We start from the raw sequence: 17396 nt of genomic DNA, 5'->3' as shown, positions 1-17396 counted from the left end.
CAGTCGAGGGGAACTCTGGTGAAAGTCCTGCACGTTGTCACGCTCCACACTCCGGACCACGCCTTCGGCGGCCCGACCCGGGTGGCGTTCAACCTCTCCAAGGTTCAGCGGGCAAACGGCGACGACGCACGCGTCATGGCCCTCGGCGACGGTTTCCCCGACGGCGAACTACCCAGCTGCGTAGAAGGAGTTCCGGTCCATCTTTTCCAGGCGCGGCACCTGCTCCCCATGTTCGAGGTCAGTGGCATCACCTCCGCCGCGCTGCTGCGCACCGCACGCCGCATGATGCGCGGCGCCGACCTCGTCCACGTCCATCTGATGCGGGACCTGGTGACCCTGCCGGCGGCGCTCCTCGCGCTCGCGACCCGCACACCTCTGGTCGTCCAGACTCACGGCATGATCGACCCCACCGAGAAGAAGGTCGCCCAGCTCACCGACGTCCTCGGGGTCCGCAAGGTGCTCCGCCAGGCCGACGCCGTCCTGCACCTCACCGAGATGGAGCGGGTCGATGTGAACGCCGTCGCAGCTCCCGCAACGCTCACCCGTACCGTACGGCTGGTCAACGGTGTCCGCCCGCAGGAGCGCAAGCCCACCCGCGACCCCGGCCGCCCGCCGACCGTGCTGTACCTCGCCCGCATCCAGAAGCGCAAGCGGCCCGAGGACTTCATCGCCGCGATGCCGCACGTCCTCGCCCGCCACCCGGACGCCCGCTTCGTGCTGGCCGGCCCGGACACCGGTGCGCTGGCCGGCACCCTCGCCCTCGCCCGGAAGCTGGGCGTCGCGGAGTCCCTCGACCATGTGGGCCCGCTGGAGCACGACGAGGTCCTGGCCGCCGCGCGTGAGGCCGATGTGTACGTGCTGCCGGCGATCGAGGAGCCGTTCCCGGTCTCGGTCCTGGAGGCGATGTCGGTCGGTACTCCGGTCGTCATCACCCGCACCTGCGGGCAGGCCCCCGACGTCTCGGGGGCCGGCGCGGGCAGGGTGATCGACAGCCGGGTCGGCGAGGACGCGGCCAACGCCCGTAAGGTCGCCGACGCGATCCTGGAGCTGCTGGAGCCTGAGGCCGCCGAGCAGGCGGGCAAGGCCGCCTGGCAGCTGGTCAACGACCAGTTCACCATCGAGGCCGTCACCGCCACCCTCCGGCAGACCTACGAGGACGTGGTCCGCCGGAAGGCGTGAGTACTCAATCTGTCCTTCCCTCACGTGACTTGAGCGCGATCTGCCAGCGGTAGAAGCTCATCGCCAGGGCGAAGTCCAGACCCGCCCGTCCGTCCAGGAAGCCCCGCCGGTAGACGTACATGTAGGCGAAGGACACCAGCGGCTTGAACGGCGCCTTGTGGAAGAGCTGTCCCTGACGGGACTTCACCTTCCGTACCTGCTCCTTGACGTCGGGGTGGTGCTCCAGCCACGCCTCCCAGTCCGAGTAGCGGTTGTGCCGCTCGAACCACGCGGTGACCGGGTCGAGGTCCTGGTGCTCGATGGGACTGCTCAGTGCCTCGGCCGTCGCCGCGACCGGCTGGTAGTGCCCCTCCACCTCGCCGATACCGGGCGCGGCGAGGTCTCCCACCTCCGGGTAGTGGCAGCGGGTCCGGTCGGTGAGGGAGCGCTTGCGGATGGTGTAGCCGTGCCGCAGCCGTTTCCCGGAGAACCAGTACCCCAGCGGTATGTCGTACGCCGCCGGCTTCGGCGCGGCCGGATCCGCGAAGATCCGACGAAGCTCCGCGAGCAGCCCCGGACTGAGGCGCTCGTCGCCGTCGAGCAGCAGGATCCAGTCCAGATCCGTGCGGACGTTCTCCAGGCACCACTGCTTCTTGCGCGGGTGGCCGCCGTCCCAGGTGTACGTGACCACCTCGGCCCCGCACTCCTCGGCGATCTTCGCGGTGTCGTCGGTGCTGTGGGAGTCCACCACGACGACCGCCTCGAAGTGGCCCAGGACCGACTTCACCGCCTCGGCGATGTTCAGACCCTCGTTCCTGGTGGGGATCGCGACGGCTATGGGCAGCTTGCTCATGCGTTGTCTCCTCGGGGCAGCCAGGCGTAGCAGCCTGTGGAGGTGAAGGCGCGGGCGGACTCCGGGACGGTGACCTCCACCGGCTTGCCGGTGTCGGAGGAACCGGAAACCAGGGCCTTGCCGCCCGGCCCCGTCACCTGCCAGCTGCACGTCTTCGTGGGTGATGCGGCGCGGTAGCGGCCGGTCCGCAGAGCCGCGCCCTTGTGGGTGCCGTCGGCGTATCCGCGTGCGGCGTCGTCGACCAGGTCCTGGTGCTGGGGGCAGAGATGGCTGACCGCCGGCCCGGCGTCGTTGATCTCGCCGGAGACGATCGCGCCGACGGCGATGTCCCGGTCGGCCTTGTCCAGGTAGCGGAGCCTGTCGCAGGTCTCCTGGCCCGTCTGGAGCACGGCTGCCGGGTCCATGCCCTTGGGTACGCGGTCGGTCAGGTACTCCTTCTGCTTCTTGGTGAAGGTCCCCGTCGCCGGGGTGATGTCTCCGGCGGGCGCCTTCGGCGTGGCGGCCGGCTCTGCGGACCGCTCGTCCGTCCCGGCCGCCGGCGGGCCGGCGACGGAGGGGGCGGAGGAGACCGCCGCGGGCGGCGTGCTGCCCGCGGCGTTCCCGCTGCCTCCGTCACCGGACCCGCCGGACCCGCCGGACGAACCGCAGGCGGCCAGCACCGCCGTCGCGAGAGCGACGGCGGTGCCGGCCAGGAGCGGATATCTCATTCAGCCGTCCTCAGGGCGTAGTGCGCGCTGACCTGGGACGAGCTGAGCGCGGCCGGGTACACCGCGGTCTCGTCGATCTGCCCGGCGAAGAAGTTGCTGGTCGGGCGGTTCGGCCAGTTCGCCAGGTTGTCCCCGCCGACCCTCCAGTAGCCGGGATAGTTCTCGTTGCCCGTGTAGAGGAAGTTGGACGCGCGCAGCTGCCCGTCCACGTACAGCGCCATGCCGCCGGTGCCCTGGGTGGCGACGACGTGGTGCCAGTTGCCGTCGTTGTAGGCCCCCGTCGTGGTGACGGTGCGGTAGCCGCTGCTGTAGACGCCGAAGACCAGACGCCCGTTGTTGGCCATGTAGACCTGCTTGTCGTAGCGGGTGCTGTTCTGCATGGTCAGATTGCCGAAGCCGATGACCTTGCCACCGCGCGTGGTGGTGGTCTTGATCCACGTCTCCACGGAGAAGCGGGCCGGGTGCGCCTGCAGCTTGTTGCTGTACCCGTATTCGGTGGAGCCGTCGAAACCGATGGCCGTGGAACTGCCCGCGATCGCGGCCGGCGTCTGCTGGTAGGCCGGGCCGTTGCGCAGGAAGCCGTTGTTAAGCCCACCGGTCGTGTCCGCGGCGAAGGTGGACGTGCCCTCGTCGTAACGCCAGTAGAGCGAGGCGCCGTCGGAGAGGACCCGCGCCGGGTACGCCTGAGTGGAGGCCGCCACGGTGGCCGACTGGGCCGGCGACTTGGCGCTGGTGTTGGTGCCGTCGCTCGCCGTGATGCGGTACGAGTGGGTCTCGCCCACCGCCACGTCGGTGTCGGTCCACCTCAGCTGCGGACGGTCCCAGAAGACGGAGTATCCCGTGACGGTGTGCACGGGTGTGCTCGCCCCGTCCTTGTAGATCCGGTAGGTCAGCTCTCCGTCGTCGGTGTCGTAGCTGGTCTGCCAGTTGACGTCGATCCGCCCCGGGGCGACCGTGGACAGGCTGACGTTGGGCACCCACGGCGCCCCGGTGTCCGGGCCGTCGGCGAACCGGGTCAGGCCCTGTTGGCCGCCACCGTTGACGGTGGTGAACTCGCCGCCGACCCAGAGGTAGTGGCGGCCCCCCTTGTCGGTCTGGGCCATCACCCGGGGTCCGACGGGCTCGCCGATGCCGTCGTTCGTGTCCGGGAACCAGGGCAGGAGCGCCGGGTCGTCGACGGACTGGGCCAGCAGGTGCCTGCGCGGCTGGTCCGGGAACTCACCCATGCTGGCGCAGTCGTGGGCGTGGCTTCCGCTGTACAGCACGCCGGAGTGGACCAGGACGGCCTGGGTCGCGCCCAGGCAGGTGTCCCGCCAGCGCTGCTGGTAGTCGTCGAGGTCGATGGCAATCCGGCCGTCGAACACACCGCCGCCGGTGCCCTCGTTGGCGGTGTACAGGCCGGTGGCGTCCGTCGTGAGGTCCTGCACGGTGGACGTGTTGGGGATGAAGCCCGGGTAGCTCGTGGTGAGGGCCCCCGTCGTGGCGTCGACCACGGCCAGGGCGTGTGTGGTGGTGCCGTTGACGGTGAAGAAGTCGCCGCCGAGCGCGACGTGCTGTCCGTCCGGCGTCACCTGGACCGCCCGCGCCACCTCGTCCGCGTTGGCGGTCCACGGCAGCAGGGAGGCGCCCGTGGTGACGGCGGCGAACTTGTTCCGGGTCTGGCCGCCCACGCTGTTGAAGTCACCGCCCAGATAGACGGTGTCCGCGGTCACGTCCAGGGCCCGGACCGTCGCCGACACGGAGATCTTGAAGTTCTGGCGCGGCGTGCAGGTCGCCGTGTCGATCGCGGCGATGTTGCTGACGCCCACGCCGTTCACCGAGCCGAACTGGCCCCCCGCGTAGAGCGTTCCGCCGTCCGGTGAGAGCGCGAGCGCCCGGACGGTGGCCGTCCCCGAGGAGAGGGTGAACGACAGGCTGCAGCCTGTCGGCGCGCCGGTTGCGGCGTCGAAGGCGGCGAAGTTGACCGCGGGCTGTTCAGAGGTGCCCGCGGCGGCGTCGGGCGGCCGGACGGTGGAGAAGGTGCCTCCGGCGTACACGACGCCGTCCGTCGCGGCCATCGACCAGACGATGCCGTTGGTCTGCCAGGTGGTGAGGTCGTCCGCGGTGATGGACACCGGCGGGGTCAGGGCCGTGGCGGGCGTGGCCCCGACGGCGGTCGCGGTCAGTGCGCCCGCGAACAGGCAGAGCGCGGCGGAGGCGGCCCGCACGCGGCCACGTCCCCCTGGTCTCCGCCCCGTACTTCCGTTCATCATTCATCTCCGAAGGTGAGAACGAGCTGCGGCTGGTAGGCCGCGATTGCCTCGCTCGACCAGATGCGGGGACTGTCCGTCCCGCTGCTGGTCAGGGCGAGTGAGGAGGCGGAGCCCAGGGCCCCGCCCAGTGCCGTCGCGTCGAGGTCCGCCGAGTAGTCGGTGGACACCGCTGACGCGCCGGTTATGGTCCCCAGCACGGACGTGGAGAGCGTCGGCCGGGTGTTGTAGGTGACCGCCGATTCGATCCATGTGCCGTTGACCGGCACGACGCTGTGGCTCTCGGCCGATCCCGCCGTCGAGTCCGACGAGGTACGGAAGGCGAGCCGCGCGCTCTTGGACACCTGGCCGGCCGGAGCCGACGGCAGGGTGAAGCGCAGGTAACTCAGACAGGCCGTGCTGCCCCGGGAGGCGAGCTGGCCGTCGTTGTAGTTCGTGTTCGCCGCGACGGCGTTGACGTAGGCGTCCTCGTCCGGGGTGACGGTGACGGTGGAGTCGCCCGGCCCGGGCGGCGCGCCGTTGAGGGACAGCGCCGCGGAACCGGCCACCGCCGACGGTGCGGCACGGTGGCCCGGTGCGTTCACGTAGACCCCGCCGTCGCCGCTCGCCGAGGCGTCGGCGGTGAACACGCCGGCCCGGTCGCGTCTGAGACGTCCTCGCCCGCTCATCGGTCCACCCGGACCGCTGACCCCGTGAGCTGGTCGCTGAGCAGCCGGATGTCCGCGTCCACCATGATCCGCGCCAGCTCCCTCGACTTCACCTCGGGCTTCCAGCCCAGGAGTTCCTCCGCCTTGGACGCGTCACCGATCAGCGCGTCGACCTCGCTGGGGCGCTCGTACTTCGGGTCGTAGCGCACGTGCTCCGCCCAGTCGAGTCCGGCGTGCTCGAAGGCGTACTCGAGGAACTGCCGGACACTGACGCCCTCGCCGGTGGCCACCACGTAGTCGTCGGGTGTGTCGCACTGGAGCATCCGCCACATGGCCTCCACGTACTCGGGGGCGTAACCCCAGTCGCGTACGGCGTCGAGGTTGCCCAGGTGCAGCCGGTCCTGCAGCCCCGCCTTGATCCTGGCCACCCCTCGGGTGATCTTGCGGGTCACGAAGGTCTCGCCCCGGCGGGGGGACTCGTGGTTGAAGAGGATGCCGTTGGTGGCGAACATGCCGTACGCCTCACGGTAGTTGACCGTCGCCCAGTAGGCGTAGACCTTGGCCACGCTGTACGGGCTGCGGGGGTGGAACGGCGTCTTCTCGTTCTGCGGGGGAGGGCTCGCGCCGAACATCTCGGACGACGACGCCTGGTACACCCGGGTCTCGATCCCGCTGGCCCGGACCGCCTCCAGCAGCCGCACGGTGCCCAGCCCCGTGACGTCACCGGTGTACAGCGGCGCGTCGAAGGACACCCGGACGTGGGACTGGGCGCCCAGGTTGTACACCTCGTCCGGCTGTATGTCCCGCAGCAGGTTCACCAGGGCCACACCGTCGGACAGATCGGCGTGATGCAGCACGAAGGAACGGTTCGCCTCTTCGGGCCCCTGGTAGATGTGGTCGATCCGCTCCGTGTTGAAGCTCGACGAGCGCCGGATCAGTCCGTGGACCGTGTACCCCTTCTCGAGCAGCAGCTCCGACAGGTACGAACCGTCCTGTCCGGTCACGCCGGTGATGAGTGCGGTCTTCGCCATGACTCCCCCCTTCTGTGGTCGCCCGTAGGGCGGTTTGTGTCACCGAAATTTCTGGATCTGAGTGGAATGCGGCAAAGGGTCACCCGGATACCGGGTGGCTGGCACAATCCGAGCCATGACGACTGACACCCCCGGCCCGGCCCGGGAATCCGCCCTGCCCCTGCTGCGCCCGGGCGCCCGCATATTCGTCGCGGGCCACCGCGGTCTCGTCGGATCGGCGCTGGTGCGCCGCCTCGCCGCCGATGGCCACGAGGTGATCACCCGCGGCCGGGACGCACTCGATCTGCGCGAGGCCGCGCCGACCGAGGCGTTCCTGCGTGAGACCCGCCCGGACGCCGTCGTGCTGGCCGCCGCCAAGGTGGGCGGGATCATGGCCAACAGCACGAGTCCGGTGCAGTTCCTGGAGGACAACCTCCGCATCCAGCTCGCGGTGATCGCCGGGGCGCACGCCGCCGGGATCGAACGCCTGCTCTTCCTGGGCTCGTCGTGCATCTATCCCAAGCACGCCCCGCAGCCGATCCGTGAGGACGCGCTGCTCACGGGCCCGCTGGAGCCGACCAACGAGGCCTACGCGCTGGCCAAGATCGCCGGCATCGTCCAGGTCCAGTCCTACCGCCGGCAGTACGGCGCCTCGTACGTCAGCGCCATGCCCACCAACCTCTACGGCCCCGGCGACAACTTCGACCTGGAGACCTCGCACGTCCTGCCCGCCCTGATCCGCCGCTTCCACGAGGCGAAGCGGGACGGGGCCGGTGAGGTCACGCTGTGGGGATCCGGAAGCCCCCGCCGCGAATTCCTCCACGTCGACGACCTCGCCGCCGCCTGCGTGCGGCTGCTGGAGTCCTACGACGGGGCCGAACCCGTCAACGTCGGCTGCGGTGAAGACCTGACGATCCGTGAACTCGCCGAGACCGTAAGGGATGTGACCGAGTTCGAGGGCCGCATCGTCTGGGACACCTCCAAGCCCGACGGTACCCCGCGCAAGCTTCTCGACGTGTCCCGGCTCTCCTCCCTCGGCTTCAAGCCGCAGATCCCCCTGCGGGACGGCATCGCCCGCACCTATGCCTGGTGGCTCGGCGACGGCACCCCCCGCGACTGACCGCCCGGCCCGGCGGCCGCACCGTGTCCTGTTCCCGCGCACGCGCTTCCTCCCGCGTCCCCCCACCGTGCCTCAGTACGCGCCGCGGCCGTCGGTGACCGCGCGCACCGTACGGGCCAGCAGCCCCATGTCGCCGGCCACCGACCAGTTGTCGACGTACCAGAGGTCCAGCGACACCGTCTCCTGCCAGGACAGGTCCGACCTTCCGCTGACCTGCCACAGCCCGGTCAGGCCGGGCCTGACGGCCAGCCGCCGCAGCTCCCGCTCGTCGTAGCGCGAGACCTCCTCCGGCAGCGGGGGACGTGGTCCTACCAGGGACATGTCACCCCGTAGCACGTTGAGGAGCTGCGGGAGCTCGTCCACGGACGTCCGGCGCAGGGCGTGCCCTACCCGGGTCACCCGGGGGTCGCGGCGCATCTTGAACATCGGGCCCTCGCTCTCGTTCGCGGTCGAGAGCTGTTCCCTGCGCGCCTCCGCGTCCGCCACCATCGTGCGGAACTTCCACATGGTGAACGGCCTGTTGTGCCGGCCGTGACGCGTCTGGCGGTGGAAGACGGGGCCGGGCGACGAGAGCCGCACGGCCAGGGCCACCCCGAAGAACAGTGGCGCGAGCGCCAGCAGCCCGAGCGCCGCACCGGCCCGGTCCACCACGGTCTTGAGCAGCGCCTGCGAGCCGTGCCGCAGCGGCGGCGCGACGTGCAGCAAGGTCAGCCCGGCCGCGGAGGCGGGGCGCACCCGGGCCGCCGCGACGCCGGACAGCTCCGAGACCACGCAGAGGGCGAGCCCACTGTCGTGCATGCCCCACGCCAGTCGGCGCAGCCGGTCGTCGCCGAGTTGCGGGCCGGGCGCGACCAGCACCAGGTCCGCGTCGTGGGCGAAGGCGCTGCCGAGCACCGTGGATACGTCGTCGTCGGCCCGCTCGGGCGCCAGCCTGCCGGGGACGGGAGTCCCGCAGCTCGGTGCCTCCGGACCCACCGGAACCACGGCGACCGCCCTGTAGAAGTGATCCTTACGGGAGTTGAGCAGATTCACCGCCCGGTCGAGGTTCGCGGCCTCACCGACCACCAGGACCCGGCGTCCGCGCCGGCTCGCCGCCCGCCACCGGCCGGCGGCGGCGGCGAGGACGGCCACCCCGAGCCCGGGGAGGAGGGCCGCGACGGCCGTGGCCGGGTCGAGGCCACCCCCCGTCATCGCCAGCAGCACGGCCAGCACGCCGACCAGCGCCAGCCAGTCGCCGAAGGTGCCGTGCACCGCCCCGGCGGGTTCCCCCGGGAACCGTCGCGCGTACCGCCCCCGCGACGCGCGCACGCCGGCCCAGACGAGAGCGGCCGATGCCGCCGAGGTCAGGGCCCCTGCCTGGTCGCCGGCGCGCAGCACGCACAGGGCGGGAACTCCCAGGCCCAGCAGATCAGTCATGACGAGAACGGGCACGCGCGGATCGGGCTGCTTCCTCGCCCGCGGTCGTTCCGCGCGATCGCGCTCTACGGTCGCCGGTGCTCTCCACACGCGCTCCGGAGCCACCGTGCGGTTCCGGGACGTGGCGGTACGCGGTCGTGGTGCCCCCGCCAGCCCGACAGGCCCGGATATATCCGTTTCAGGTATTTCGACATGCCCCATGAACCCCCCAGCCACAGTTGCATCCCCACAAACGGGGCGCATCCGCCGATCCCATGGACTGACGGATGCGCCCTCGCTCGGTGCACGATATCCACACACGTGCCATTTCGCTGGAGTTCTCGTGAAGTTCAGACACGTCGGGCGTTGTGATCCTCGTCCCGTTCCGGGCCCGTGGCGCGGGGGCGGGCGGGGCGCGTTCGCGCGGCGCCCGGGCCTGTCCCTAGGGTTGAGCCATGGAACCGCTCTCCGAGGAACAGACGAACCAGCTCATCGTGATCGTGTCGGACCTGGCGAGGCAAGGGCGCACGGAAGAGCTCCTGGAGTTCTTCCGCCACGGACTGCCGGTCGACGTCCAGGACCCCGAGGGCAACACCCCGCTCATGCTCGCCGCGTACCACGGACGGGCGGAGACGGTCCGGGCGCTGATCGGGCTCGGCGCCGACATCGACCTGCGCAACCGCCGGGACCAGTCTCCTGTCGCGGGAGCCCTGTTCAAGGGTGAGGACGCGATCGTGGCGGCGCTGATCGCCGCGGGCGCCGACCTGGACGCGGGTACGCCCAGTGCCCGGGCCGCGGCGGAGATGTTCGGGCGGACGGCACTGCTCGGGTAGCCGCCACCCGGCCGGTGGGGGCGTGCGAAGACGCCCCGGACGGGCGTGCGTCGTCCGGGGCGTCTTCGCGACGATGGCGTGATCAGGCCTGCTTGCTCGCCTGCAGGGCCTCGATGGCCTTGCGGACGCCCTCGCCGTATGCGGGGTCGGCCTGCGTGCAGTGGTTGATGTGACGCTCGACGGTGGCCTTGGAGGCGCCGTCGATCGCCCGGGCGGTGTTGCCGAACAGGGCGTCCTGCTCGTCCGGAGTCATCTGCCGGAACAGGTTGCCCGGCTGCTCGAAGTAGTTGTCGTCGTCCTCGCGGTAGTCGAACCGGTCGGCGGCGGCACCGTCGAGCGCCAGACCGGGCTCGGCGAACTGCGGCTGCTCCGCCCAGCGGCCGTAGCTGTTCGGGGTGTAGCCGGGCACCGCGCCCTGGTTGCCGTCCACGCGCAACTGGCCGTCCCGGTGGTACGTGTTGACGTTCTTCGCGCCACGGGGCTGGTTGACCGGGATCTGGTGGTGGTTGACCCCGACGCGGTAACGGGCGGCGTCACCGTACGAGAACAGCCGGCCCTGCAGCATGCGGTCGGGCGAAGCGCCCACGCCGGGCACGAGGTTGGCGGGGGTGAAGGCGGCCTGCTCCACGTCGGCGAAGTAGTTCTCCGGGTTGCGGTTGAGCTCGAACTCGCCGACCTCGATGAGGGGGTAGTCCTTCTTCGACCACACCTTGGTGAGGTCGAACGGGTGGTAGCGGTAGGTCGCCGCGTCCGCCTCGGGCATGACCTGGATGAAGAAGGTCCACTTCGGGTTGTCGCCGCGCTCGATGGCGTCGAACAGGTCCGCCTGCGAGGACTCGCGGTCGTCGGCGACGACGGCTGCGGCCTCCGCGTCGGTCAGGTTCTTGATGCCCTGCTGCGTGCGGAAGTGGAACTTCACCCAGAAGCGCTCGTTGCTCTCGTTGATGAACGAGTACGTGTGCGAGCCGAAGCCGTGCATGTGGCGGTAGCCGTCGGGGATTCCGCGGTCCGACATCACGATCGTGATCTGGTGCAGGGCCTCGGGGAGGCTGGTCCAGAAGTCCCAGTTGTTCTCCGCCGACCGCAGGTTGGTGCGCGGGTCACGCTTGACCGCGCGGTTGAGGTCGGGGAAGTGGTGGGGGTCACGGTGGAAGAAGACGGGCGTGTTGTTGCCGACGACGTCCCAGTTCCCCTCCTCGGTGTAGAAGCGGAGGGCGAACCCGCGGATGTCGCGCTCCGCGTCGGCCGCACCTCGCTCACCGGCGACGGTGGAGAACCGGGCGAAGAGCTCGGTCTGCTTGCCGACCTCCGAGAAGAGCGCCGCACGGGAGTAGCGCGTGATGTCCTGCGTCACCGTGAAGGTGCCGAAGGCGCCGGAGCCCTTGGCGTGCATACGGCGCTCGGGGATGACCTCACGGCTGAAGTGGGCCAGCTTCTCCAGGAACCAGACGTCCTGGAGCAGCATCGGCCCGCGCGGACCCGCGGTGACGGCGTTCTCGTTGTTGGCGACCGGTGCGCCGGCGGCAGTGGTCAGCGGCTTCGTGTTGTCAGAAATTGTTCTGCTCCTCCGTGTGAGAACTTCTGTTCACCGACTCCGGGTCCCCCCGGCCGCGCTCGGGACGGCATACCGGGCACAAGCCCCAGTACGTGACCTCTACGTGATCGATGGTGAACCCGTGGTTCCGGGGCGCGTCCAGGCGCGGAGAGTTCTGGGGGCCTTCGACGTCGGCGATGGTGCCGCACGAGCGGCAGACGACGTGCTGATGGTCGTCCCAGGTCTGTCCCTCGTACCGTGCCGGAGAGTTCGGCAGGTCGATCCGCCGCGCCAGTCCGGCGTCGACGAGCGTCTTGAGCACGTCGTAGACGGCTTGGGTGGAGACCGCGCCGATGCGTTCGCGTACCAGGGTGAGGAGGGTACTGACATCGGCGTGCTGGGCTTCGTGGACCGCCGAGAGCACGGCGACCCTGGGTCGGGTCACCCGCAGTGACGCTCCGCGCAGGAGGGTCGTGGCCTCGGTTTCGATCACGTGCGCAGTCAACCACTCTTCTGGAATGATTCCAATCAAAGTCCGGAAGATGCCCGAATCCCGGCCCGGGCTGTCCGGCGTCCCCGGGCCCACGGGGCGCCTGCCGCGGCAGCGTGATGTCCGATTTCCGCCAGCCCTGGGACGCGGGATGCCGCACCCTTGAGGTGTGACGACGGACGACAGCAGGTACGGGGCGGTGTGTGATGACGGGAACGGCAGGTGCACCGGCGCCGCTTCCGGCACGCGGACGTGGGCGGCGGCGCGGCCCGACGACCGCATTCCGCCGGAGAGCCCATGGCTGATCCAGTCCGGTCGCACGACATGACCGACGCGTCCGGAAGGACCGGAAGGACCCTGAAGATGACTTTCTACACGACAGTCGACAGCCCGCTCGGCGAGCTGCTCCTCGTGGGCCAGGAGTCAGCCACCGCCCCGGGCGGCACGGCCCTCGCCTCGCTCTCCGTACCCGGCCAGAAGGGCGGCGCGACGGTCCAGGACGGCTGGCGGGAGGACGCTGACGCGTTCACCGGGATCACCGCGGAGCTGCGGGCCTACTTCGAGGGCAGGCGGACCGGCTTCGGCATCGAGTACGCCACCGGCCGCGGCACGGACTTCCAGCGGCGCGTCTGGGCGGCACTTGAGGACATCCCGTACGGCACCACGCTCAGCTACGGCGAGATCGCGGCGCGGATCGGTGCCCCGCGCGCCGCGGTGCGCTCGGTCGGGACCGCTGTCGGTGCCAATCCGCTGCTGGTGGTGCGCCCCTGCCACCGCGTGATCGGCGCGAGCGGCGCCCTGACCGGGTACTCGGGCGGCCTCGACCGCAAGAGGCGGCTCCTGGACCTGGAGCTGCGGCACAAGGACGCCTGACGGCCCCCGCCCCGGCGCCGGGGCCGCGGCGGCCGTGCGGCGGTGCCGGGGCGGCCGGTCACCGGGGGCCGGCGCCGCTCGGCGCGCCCTCCGCTCCGGGCGGCGGGGCGCGCGCACGCCAGGACCCGTCCCCTCCCGAGCGGCCCGGCCATCGGAACAGACAACAGGAGGTGTCACACCGTGAACACCACCACCCGCCCACCCCTCCTGACCGGCACCTACGACTTCGCCTCCCTTCAGGACGCCCGCCTCCCGGCACTCACGGGCCCCGGCACCCTGCACGGCCCGCGCGGCGCCACTGCCGCCGGGGACACCGGGGGCATTCGCCACCGCTGGGTGACCTCGCACGAAGCGCCGGCGTCGCTGTCATGAGCGCGCTGATCCCCCGCCCGCCCATGGAGGTGGCGCCGGGTGCGGTGCACATCCCCGGCTGGCTCACCGACGACGAGCAGCGCGACCTCGTGACGGCCTGCCGCGCCTGGGCCACCGGCCCCGTGCCCATCCGCCACACGCGACTGCCGCGCGGCGGCGTCATGTCCGTGCAGACCGTGTGCGTCGGCTGGCACTGGCGCCCGTACGCCTACACCCGCACCGCCGACGACGTGAACGGCCGGCGGGTCGCGGACTTCCCCGACTGGATGGTCCTGCTGGGCCGGCGCGCTCTCCTCGATGCCTACGGCGACCGGGTGCAGGCGGACGGCTACACCCCGGACACCGCACTGATCAACTTCTACGACGGGCAGGCCAGGATGGGCATGCACCAGGACAAGGACGAGCGGTCCTCGGCGCCGGTCGTCTCCCTGTCCATCGGCGACTCCTGCGTCTTCCGCGTCGGCAACACCGAGACACGTACCAGGCCGTACACCGACGTCGAACTCGCCTCGGGCGACCTGTTCGTCCTCGGCGGCCCGTCACGCTTCGCCTACCACGGGGTGCCCAAGGTCATCGAGGGCACAGGCGATCCCGCGACCGGGCTGAAGTCGGGACGGCTGAACATCACCATGCGGGTCACGGGACTCACCGGACCGGGCGGACGGGACCCCGGTACCTGAGCGCCCGGGTACCCGGAGAGTCGTCCCCGCGCCTGTGGCCGCGGCGTTGTCAGTGGGCGCCGGTAGGTTCAGTCGTGTTCCGCCGATCCGGCGTGGACAACCCCTCAGCTGTGCATAGGAGATGGCGCGTTGTCGGATTGGGAGAGGTCGAGCACGGCGCGGGTGATACCGCCCGCGCGGCCCCGTAAGCTCGCCAAGGTTCCGTTCGTCGAGCTGGCCGACGGACGCCTGCAGGGCGTGGTGTCCAGCGGCTCGGACATCGGGCGGGTCTACGTGTCCTCGGTCGCGGCCGGGACCTACGCCTTCGCCTGCAGCACCAACAACAACCGGCCGTGCGGCGGTGCGCGCGGCTCGTTCTGCAACCACATCGCGGCTCTGATCAACGAGGCCGTCCTGCAGTACGGCGCCGCGCGTGTGGTCCGGTACCTCAAGGCAGAGGTCCCCGAAGGTGACGTCGACGGGCCCGCGCTCGCCTCGGCGATGAGCAGCGCCCGCCCGCCGATGGACGCCACCAAGGCGGCCGCGTCCGTCTTCAGCCGTTTCCTCCGGCACCTCACCTACCTGGAACACGCCCCGGCCACCACGCCGTTGCCCGAGATGCAGTTCTTCCCGCCGACCCGGGCGGCGGCGTGATGCGCGCCGATCTGCTCGCCGGACCCGTGGAGGGCCTGGACGAGGCGATGGCCGCCGTCGACGCCTTCGACCGCGCGCTCGTCGCCGGACTGGTCCGGCCGCAGCCCGCCGAGACCGCCGGAGCCACCCTGCTCGCCCACGCCGTGTCGGGGACGCCGCTGGCCGGGCGGGTCGCCGAAGCGGCGGCCAAGGCCGCCGCCGGAGCGGCCGGTGAGGACCACTTCGTCGCGCTGGCCGCGGCCCGCACGGCTCTGCTCGGCTCGGTCCACGACGCCCTGCTGGCCCGCGTCGAGGAGGCCGCGGGACGGGCCCGCGACGACGCCCCCGGCCCTGAGGCCGGCGCGCAGCCGGCGGCGAACCTGCTGACCGCCGCCCGCGCCTGGCTGTCCGACCTGGCGCGCTGCGGATGGCAGGGCCTTGACCACGAGGTCGTCTCCGGCGCCGCGGAGGTCGTCTCCGCGATGCTCCCGGACCCGGCACTGCGCCGGCTCGCCACCCTTCTCGACGGGTTCGCCGCCGAGCTCGCCGCCTCCTGCCCCGGCGCGTCGATGGAGACCTTCCCCGTGCGCCGCTGGGCCGACCTGTGGTCGCGCGGGATGCTCCTGACCGTGCCAGGCGCCGGCGCCGCGCCCGTCGTCGGGACCGCCGACGGACGCCTCCTGCCGCTCGGCATCGACGTACAGGAGCACGCGACCGCCGCCCAGGCGCAGGTGCACGCAGTGTTCGAGCCCGCGGACGGCTCCACGCCCCGCCTGGTGCGCGCCAGTGTCTCGGTGCCCAAGCCCGACACGGTCGTCGGGGCGGGCATATGGCAGCTGCTGCGTCCGCACATGTCACTGTTGGCGGCCGCGGGCGAGGGCCGTTCCATGCTCCTCACCGGAATGCCCGTCACCGCCGAGGGCGACCTCGTATGGAGCGACGAGCACGCCCGGCCGGGCGAGCCGGCCGAGGCGTTCGCCACCGCCAGGGTGTCGCTGCCCACGGCGGCCGCTCCGGCGACCGCGCCCCTGGACCGGCACCCGGCGCGCATCGCCGTACCCGTCTTCCTGGAGGGCTACACCGCGCGGACGGACGACGACGGCGTGGTGACCTTCACCGTCGCCGGGTTCGACCTGCCGGTGCACACCGACCGGGTGCCGGCCGCCGGCCCGCTCACCCCGGAGGCGGTCGCCAGGTCGGGCGCGTGCATCGGGCTGATCCGCTGGGACGCGGGGGAGTTCGGCGTACAGCCGCTCGCCGTCGAGACCACCGTGCGCAAGAAGGTGACCGCGGTCCACGCGGGGGCCTGGGCCGGCGGCACAGCCGACAAGGCCGGGGTCAGGGCGGAGAAGGCGGCCACCGACGCCGCGAAGGTGCTGAGCGAGCGAGCGGGAAGGCTGCTGCGGAAATGACCGAGCACGAGATTCCCGAGGTGCCCGCCACGACCTCGTACGACAACCGGCGCCAGGTCATGTACTGGCGCCTCCTCGCCCGGCTCTTCGATCACGAGGAGCAGGCATCCCTGGAATCGGCGAGCCTCGCCGTCGTCGAGGACATCGGGCTGCCGGGCGCGCTCCTGGATCCGCAGGCCTCCGTCGACTCGGTCGTGCAGCGCCATCCGGAGCTGGCAGCCGAGTTCGAAGGCCTGATGGTTCCGGAGACGGGGGAGGCGGACCCAGCGGAGGACGCGGACGGCGACGACCTGCGTGACCGGGCGGCCGAGGTGCGGCGCGCGGCACTCGTGTCGAAGGTGCTGCTCAACGTGTTCCACTCCGCGCCCGGCACCGTCACCGCCGGTCAGCTGTCGCGCTGGCAGGCCGATGCCGGCTGGCTGGAGCGCGCCCTGGGGTGCAAGCCCGGCGAGCTGCGCGGCGGACGCCGCGGAGGAGGAGGCGTCAGCCCGACCGGCACGGGAGGCGGCGGCAGGACACCCGACCTGAGCAGGCTCATCCCGGAGATCGGACCCGAGCTCGGCTCCATCGAAGCCGGCCTCGTCAAGCGGATGCGGCTGCGCGAGGTCCTCGCCGACCCGAAGCTCGCCGGGCAGCTGACGCCGAGCATGTCGCTGATCGAGCAGTTGCTGCGCGACAAGGACAACCTCTCCGGGGTGGCCCTGGCCAACGCCAAGTCGCTCATCCGCCGTTTCGTCGACGAGGTCGCCGAGGTGCTCCGGACCCAGGTGGAGAAGTCCACGGTCGGCGCCCTGGACCGGTCGGTCCCGCCCAAGAGGGTGTTCCGCAACCTGGACCTCGACCGGACGATCTGGAAGAACCTCACCAACTGGAGCCCGGAGGAGGAGCGTCTCTACGTCGACCGCCTCTACTACCGGCACACGGTGCGCAGGACGACGCCCCAGCGGCTGATCGTCGTCGTCGACCAGTCGGGTTCGATGGTGGACTCGATGGTCAACTGCACCATTCTGGCCTCGATCTTCGCCGGGCTGCCCAAGGTGGACGTGCACCTCATCGCGTACGACACGCAGGCGCTCGACCTCACCCCGTGGGTGCACGACCCGTTCGAGACGCTGCTGCGCACCAACCTCGGCGGTGGCACCGACGGCACGGTCGCGATGGCCCTCGCCCAGCCGAAGATCGCCGAGCCCCGCAACACCGTCGTGGTCTGGATCTCGGACTTCTACGAATGGCAGAGCGAGCCCCTGTTCGACAGCATGGCCGCGATCCACCGCTCCGGGGCGAAGTTCATCCCCGTCGGGTCGGTGACCAGCTCCGGCCGCGCCAGCGTGAACCCCTGGTTCCGGGAGCGCTTCAAGGACCAGGGCACCCCGGTGCTGTCCGGCCACATCCGCAAGCTCGTCCACGAGCTCAAGACCTTCCTCACGTAACCCGTTCCGGTTCGCGGCCGT

At 71.2% G+C, this 17396-nt stretch carries 17 protein-coding genes; 9 read left to right on the top strand and 8 right to left on the bottom strand.

The annotated features are described in order from the left end of the window. Positions 1-18 precede the first annotated feature (18 nt). The gene (locus tag OG206_RS07235) at positions 19-1179 is read left to right on the top strand and encodes a glycosyltransferase (RefSeq protein WP_327113441.1); all 1161 of its coding nucleotides are present in this window, start codon (positions 19-21) and stop codon (positions 1177-1179) included. A 4-nt stretch (positions 1180-1183) separates the two neighbouring features. Here the strand turns inward: OG206_RS07235 and OG206_RS07230 are convergent, their stop codons facing one another. Genes OG206_RS07230 through gmd form a run of 5 tightly spaced genes read right to left on the bottom strand, consistent with a single transcriptional unit; the run spans position 1184 to position 6645 of the window. Then, the gene (locus OG206_RS07230) at positions 1184-2011 is read right to left on the bottom strand and encodes a glycosyltransferase family 2 protein (protein WP_327113439.1); all 828 of its coding nucleotides are present in this window, start codon (positions 2009-2011) and stop codon (positions 1184-1186) included. Next, complete coding sequence (locus tag OG206_RS07225; RefSeq protein WP_327113437.1) at positions 2008-2718, bottom strand: hypothetical protein; 711 nt, start codon at positions 2716-2718, stop codon at positions 2008-2010. The genes OG206_RS07230 and OG206_RS07225 overlap by 4 nt, the downstream gene beginning before the upstream one ends. Then, on the bottom strand, positions 2715-4970 hold the full coding sequence (locus OG206_RS07220; RefSeq protein WP_327113435.1) for a LamG domain-containing protein: 2256 nt from the start codon (positions 4968-4970) through the stop codon (positions 2715-2717). Before OG206_RS07220 ends, OG206_RS07225 begins: the two co-directional genes overlap by 4 nt. Then, entirely contained in the window at positions 4967-5635 is a 669-nt protein-coding gene (locus tag OG206_RS07215; RefSeq protein WP_327113433.1) for a CBM96 family carbohydrate-binding protein, read from the bottom strand. The genes OG206_RS07220 and OG206_RS07215 overlap by 4 nt, the downstream gene beginning before the upstream one ends. Then, entirely contained in the window at positions 5632-6645 is a 1014-nt protein-coding gene (gene gmd / locus OG206_RS07210) for a GDP-mannose 4,6-dehydratase (RefSeq protein ID WP_327113431.1), read from the bottom strand. The genes OG206_RS07215 and gmd overlap by 4 nt, the downstream gene beginning before the upstream one ends. Positions 6646-6760: 115 nt before the next feature. On the opposite strand from gmd, the gene OG206_RS07205 reads away from it, so the two are divergent. Beyond that, positions 6761-7744, top strand: a complete 984-nt coding sequence (locus OG206_RS07205) for a GDP-L-fucose synthase family protein (RefSeq protein WP_327113429.1) — start codon at positions 6761-6763, stop codon at positions 7742-7744. 72 nt (positions 7745-7816) lie between these two features. Here the strand turns inward: OG206_RS07205 and OG206_RS07200 are convergent, their stop codons facing one another. After that, positions 7817-9361, bottom strand: coding sequence for a sugar transferase (locus tag OG206_RS07200; RefSeq protein ID WP_327113427.1), 1545 nt, complete (start codon positions 9359-9361; stop codon positions 7817-7819). A gap of 233 nt (positions 9362-9594) precedes the next feature. On the opposite strand from OG206_RS07200, the gene OG206_RS07195 reads away from it, so the two are divergent. Then, complete coding sequence (locus tag OG206_RS07195; RefSeq protein ID WP_327113425.1) at positions 9595-9972, top strand: ankyrin repeat domain-containing protein; 378 nt, start codon at positions 9595-9597, stop codon at positions 9970-9972. 82 nt (positions 9973-10054) lie between these two features. On the opposite strand, the gene OG206_RS07190 is transcribed toward OG206_RS07195, so the two are convergent. Beyond that, positions 10055-11527 (bottom strand): catalase, encoded by a 1473-nt coding sequence (locus OG206_RS07190; RefSeq protein WP_327122205.1) that lies wholly within the window; start codon positions 11525-11527, stop codon positions 10055-10057. Further along, a complete protein-coding gene (locus OG206_RS07185) occupies positions 11520-11999 on the bottom strand; it encodes a Fur family transcriptional regulator (protein ID WP_327113423.1) in 480 nt (159 codons plus the stop codon). Before OG206_RS07185 ends, OG206_RS07190 begins: the two co-directional genes overlap by 8 nt. Before the next feature lie 360 nt (positions 12000-12359). Between OG206_RS07185 and OG206_RS07180 the strand changes: the two genes are divergently transcribed. From OG206_RS07180 to OG206_RS07155, 6 genes are all read left to right on the top strand, one after another. Beyond that, complete coding sequence (locus OG206_RS07180) at positions 12360-12869, top strand: methylated-DNA--[protein]-cysteine S-methyltransferase (protein WP_327113421.1); 510 nt, start codon at positions 12360-12362, stop codon at positions 12867-12869. Positions 12870-13049: 180 nt separating this feature from the next. Further along, the gene (locus OG206_RS07175) at positions 13050-13241 is read left to right on the top strand and encodes a hypothetical protein (protein WP_327113419.1); all 192 of its coding nucleotides are present in this window, start codon (positions 13050-13052) and stop codon (positions 13239-13241) included. Further along, a complete protein-coding gene (locus tag OG206_RS07170) occupies positions 13238-13921 on the top strand; it encodes an alpha-ketoglutarate-dependent dioxygenase AlkB family protein (RefSeq protein ID WP_327113417.1) in 684 nt (227 codons plus the stop codon). The genes OG206_RS07175 and OG206_RS07170 overlap by 4 nt, the downstream gene beginning before the upstream one ends. A gap of 129 nt (positions 13922-14050) precedes the next feature. Next, positions 14051-14554, top strand: a complete 504-nt coding sequence (locus tag OG206_RS07165; protein ID WP_327113415.1) for a hypothetical protein — start codon at positions 14051-14053, stop codon at positions 14552-14554. Next, complete coding sequence (locus OG206_RS07160; RefSeq protein ID WP_327113413.1) at positions 14554-15945, top strand: hypothetical protein; 1392 nt, start codon at positions 14554-14556, stop codon at positions 15943-15945. Before OG206_RS07165 ends, OG206_RS07160 begins: the two co-directional genes overlap by 1 nt. Next, on the top strand, positions 15942-17375 hold the full coding sequence (locus OG206_RS07155; protein WP_327113411.1) for a VWA domain-containing protein: 1434 nt from the start codon (positions 15942-15944) through the stop codon (positions 17373-17375). Before OG206_RS07160 ends, OG206_RS07155 begins: the two co-directional genes overlap by 4 nt. Positions 17376-17396 lie beyond the last annotated feature (21 nt).

This window comes from Streptomyces sp. NBC_01341, from assembly GCF_035946055.1.
GTDB lineage: Bacteria > Actinomycetota > Actinomycetes > Streptomycetales > Streptomycetaceae > Streptomyces.
The sequence above is the reverse complement of the archived record's forward strand: the minus strand, read 5'-3'. Positions and strand labels throughout refer to the sequence as shown.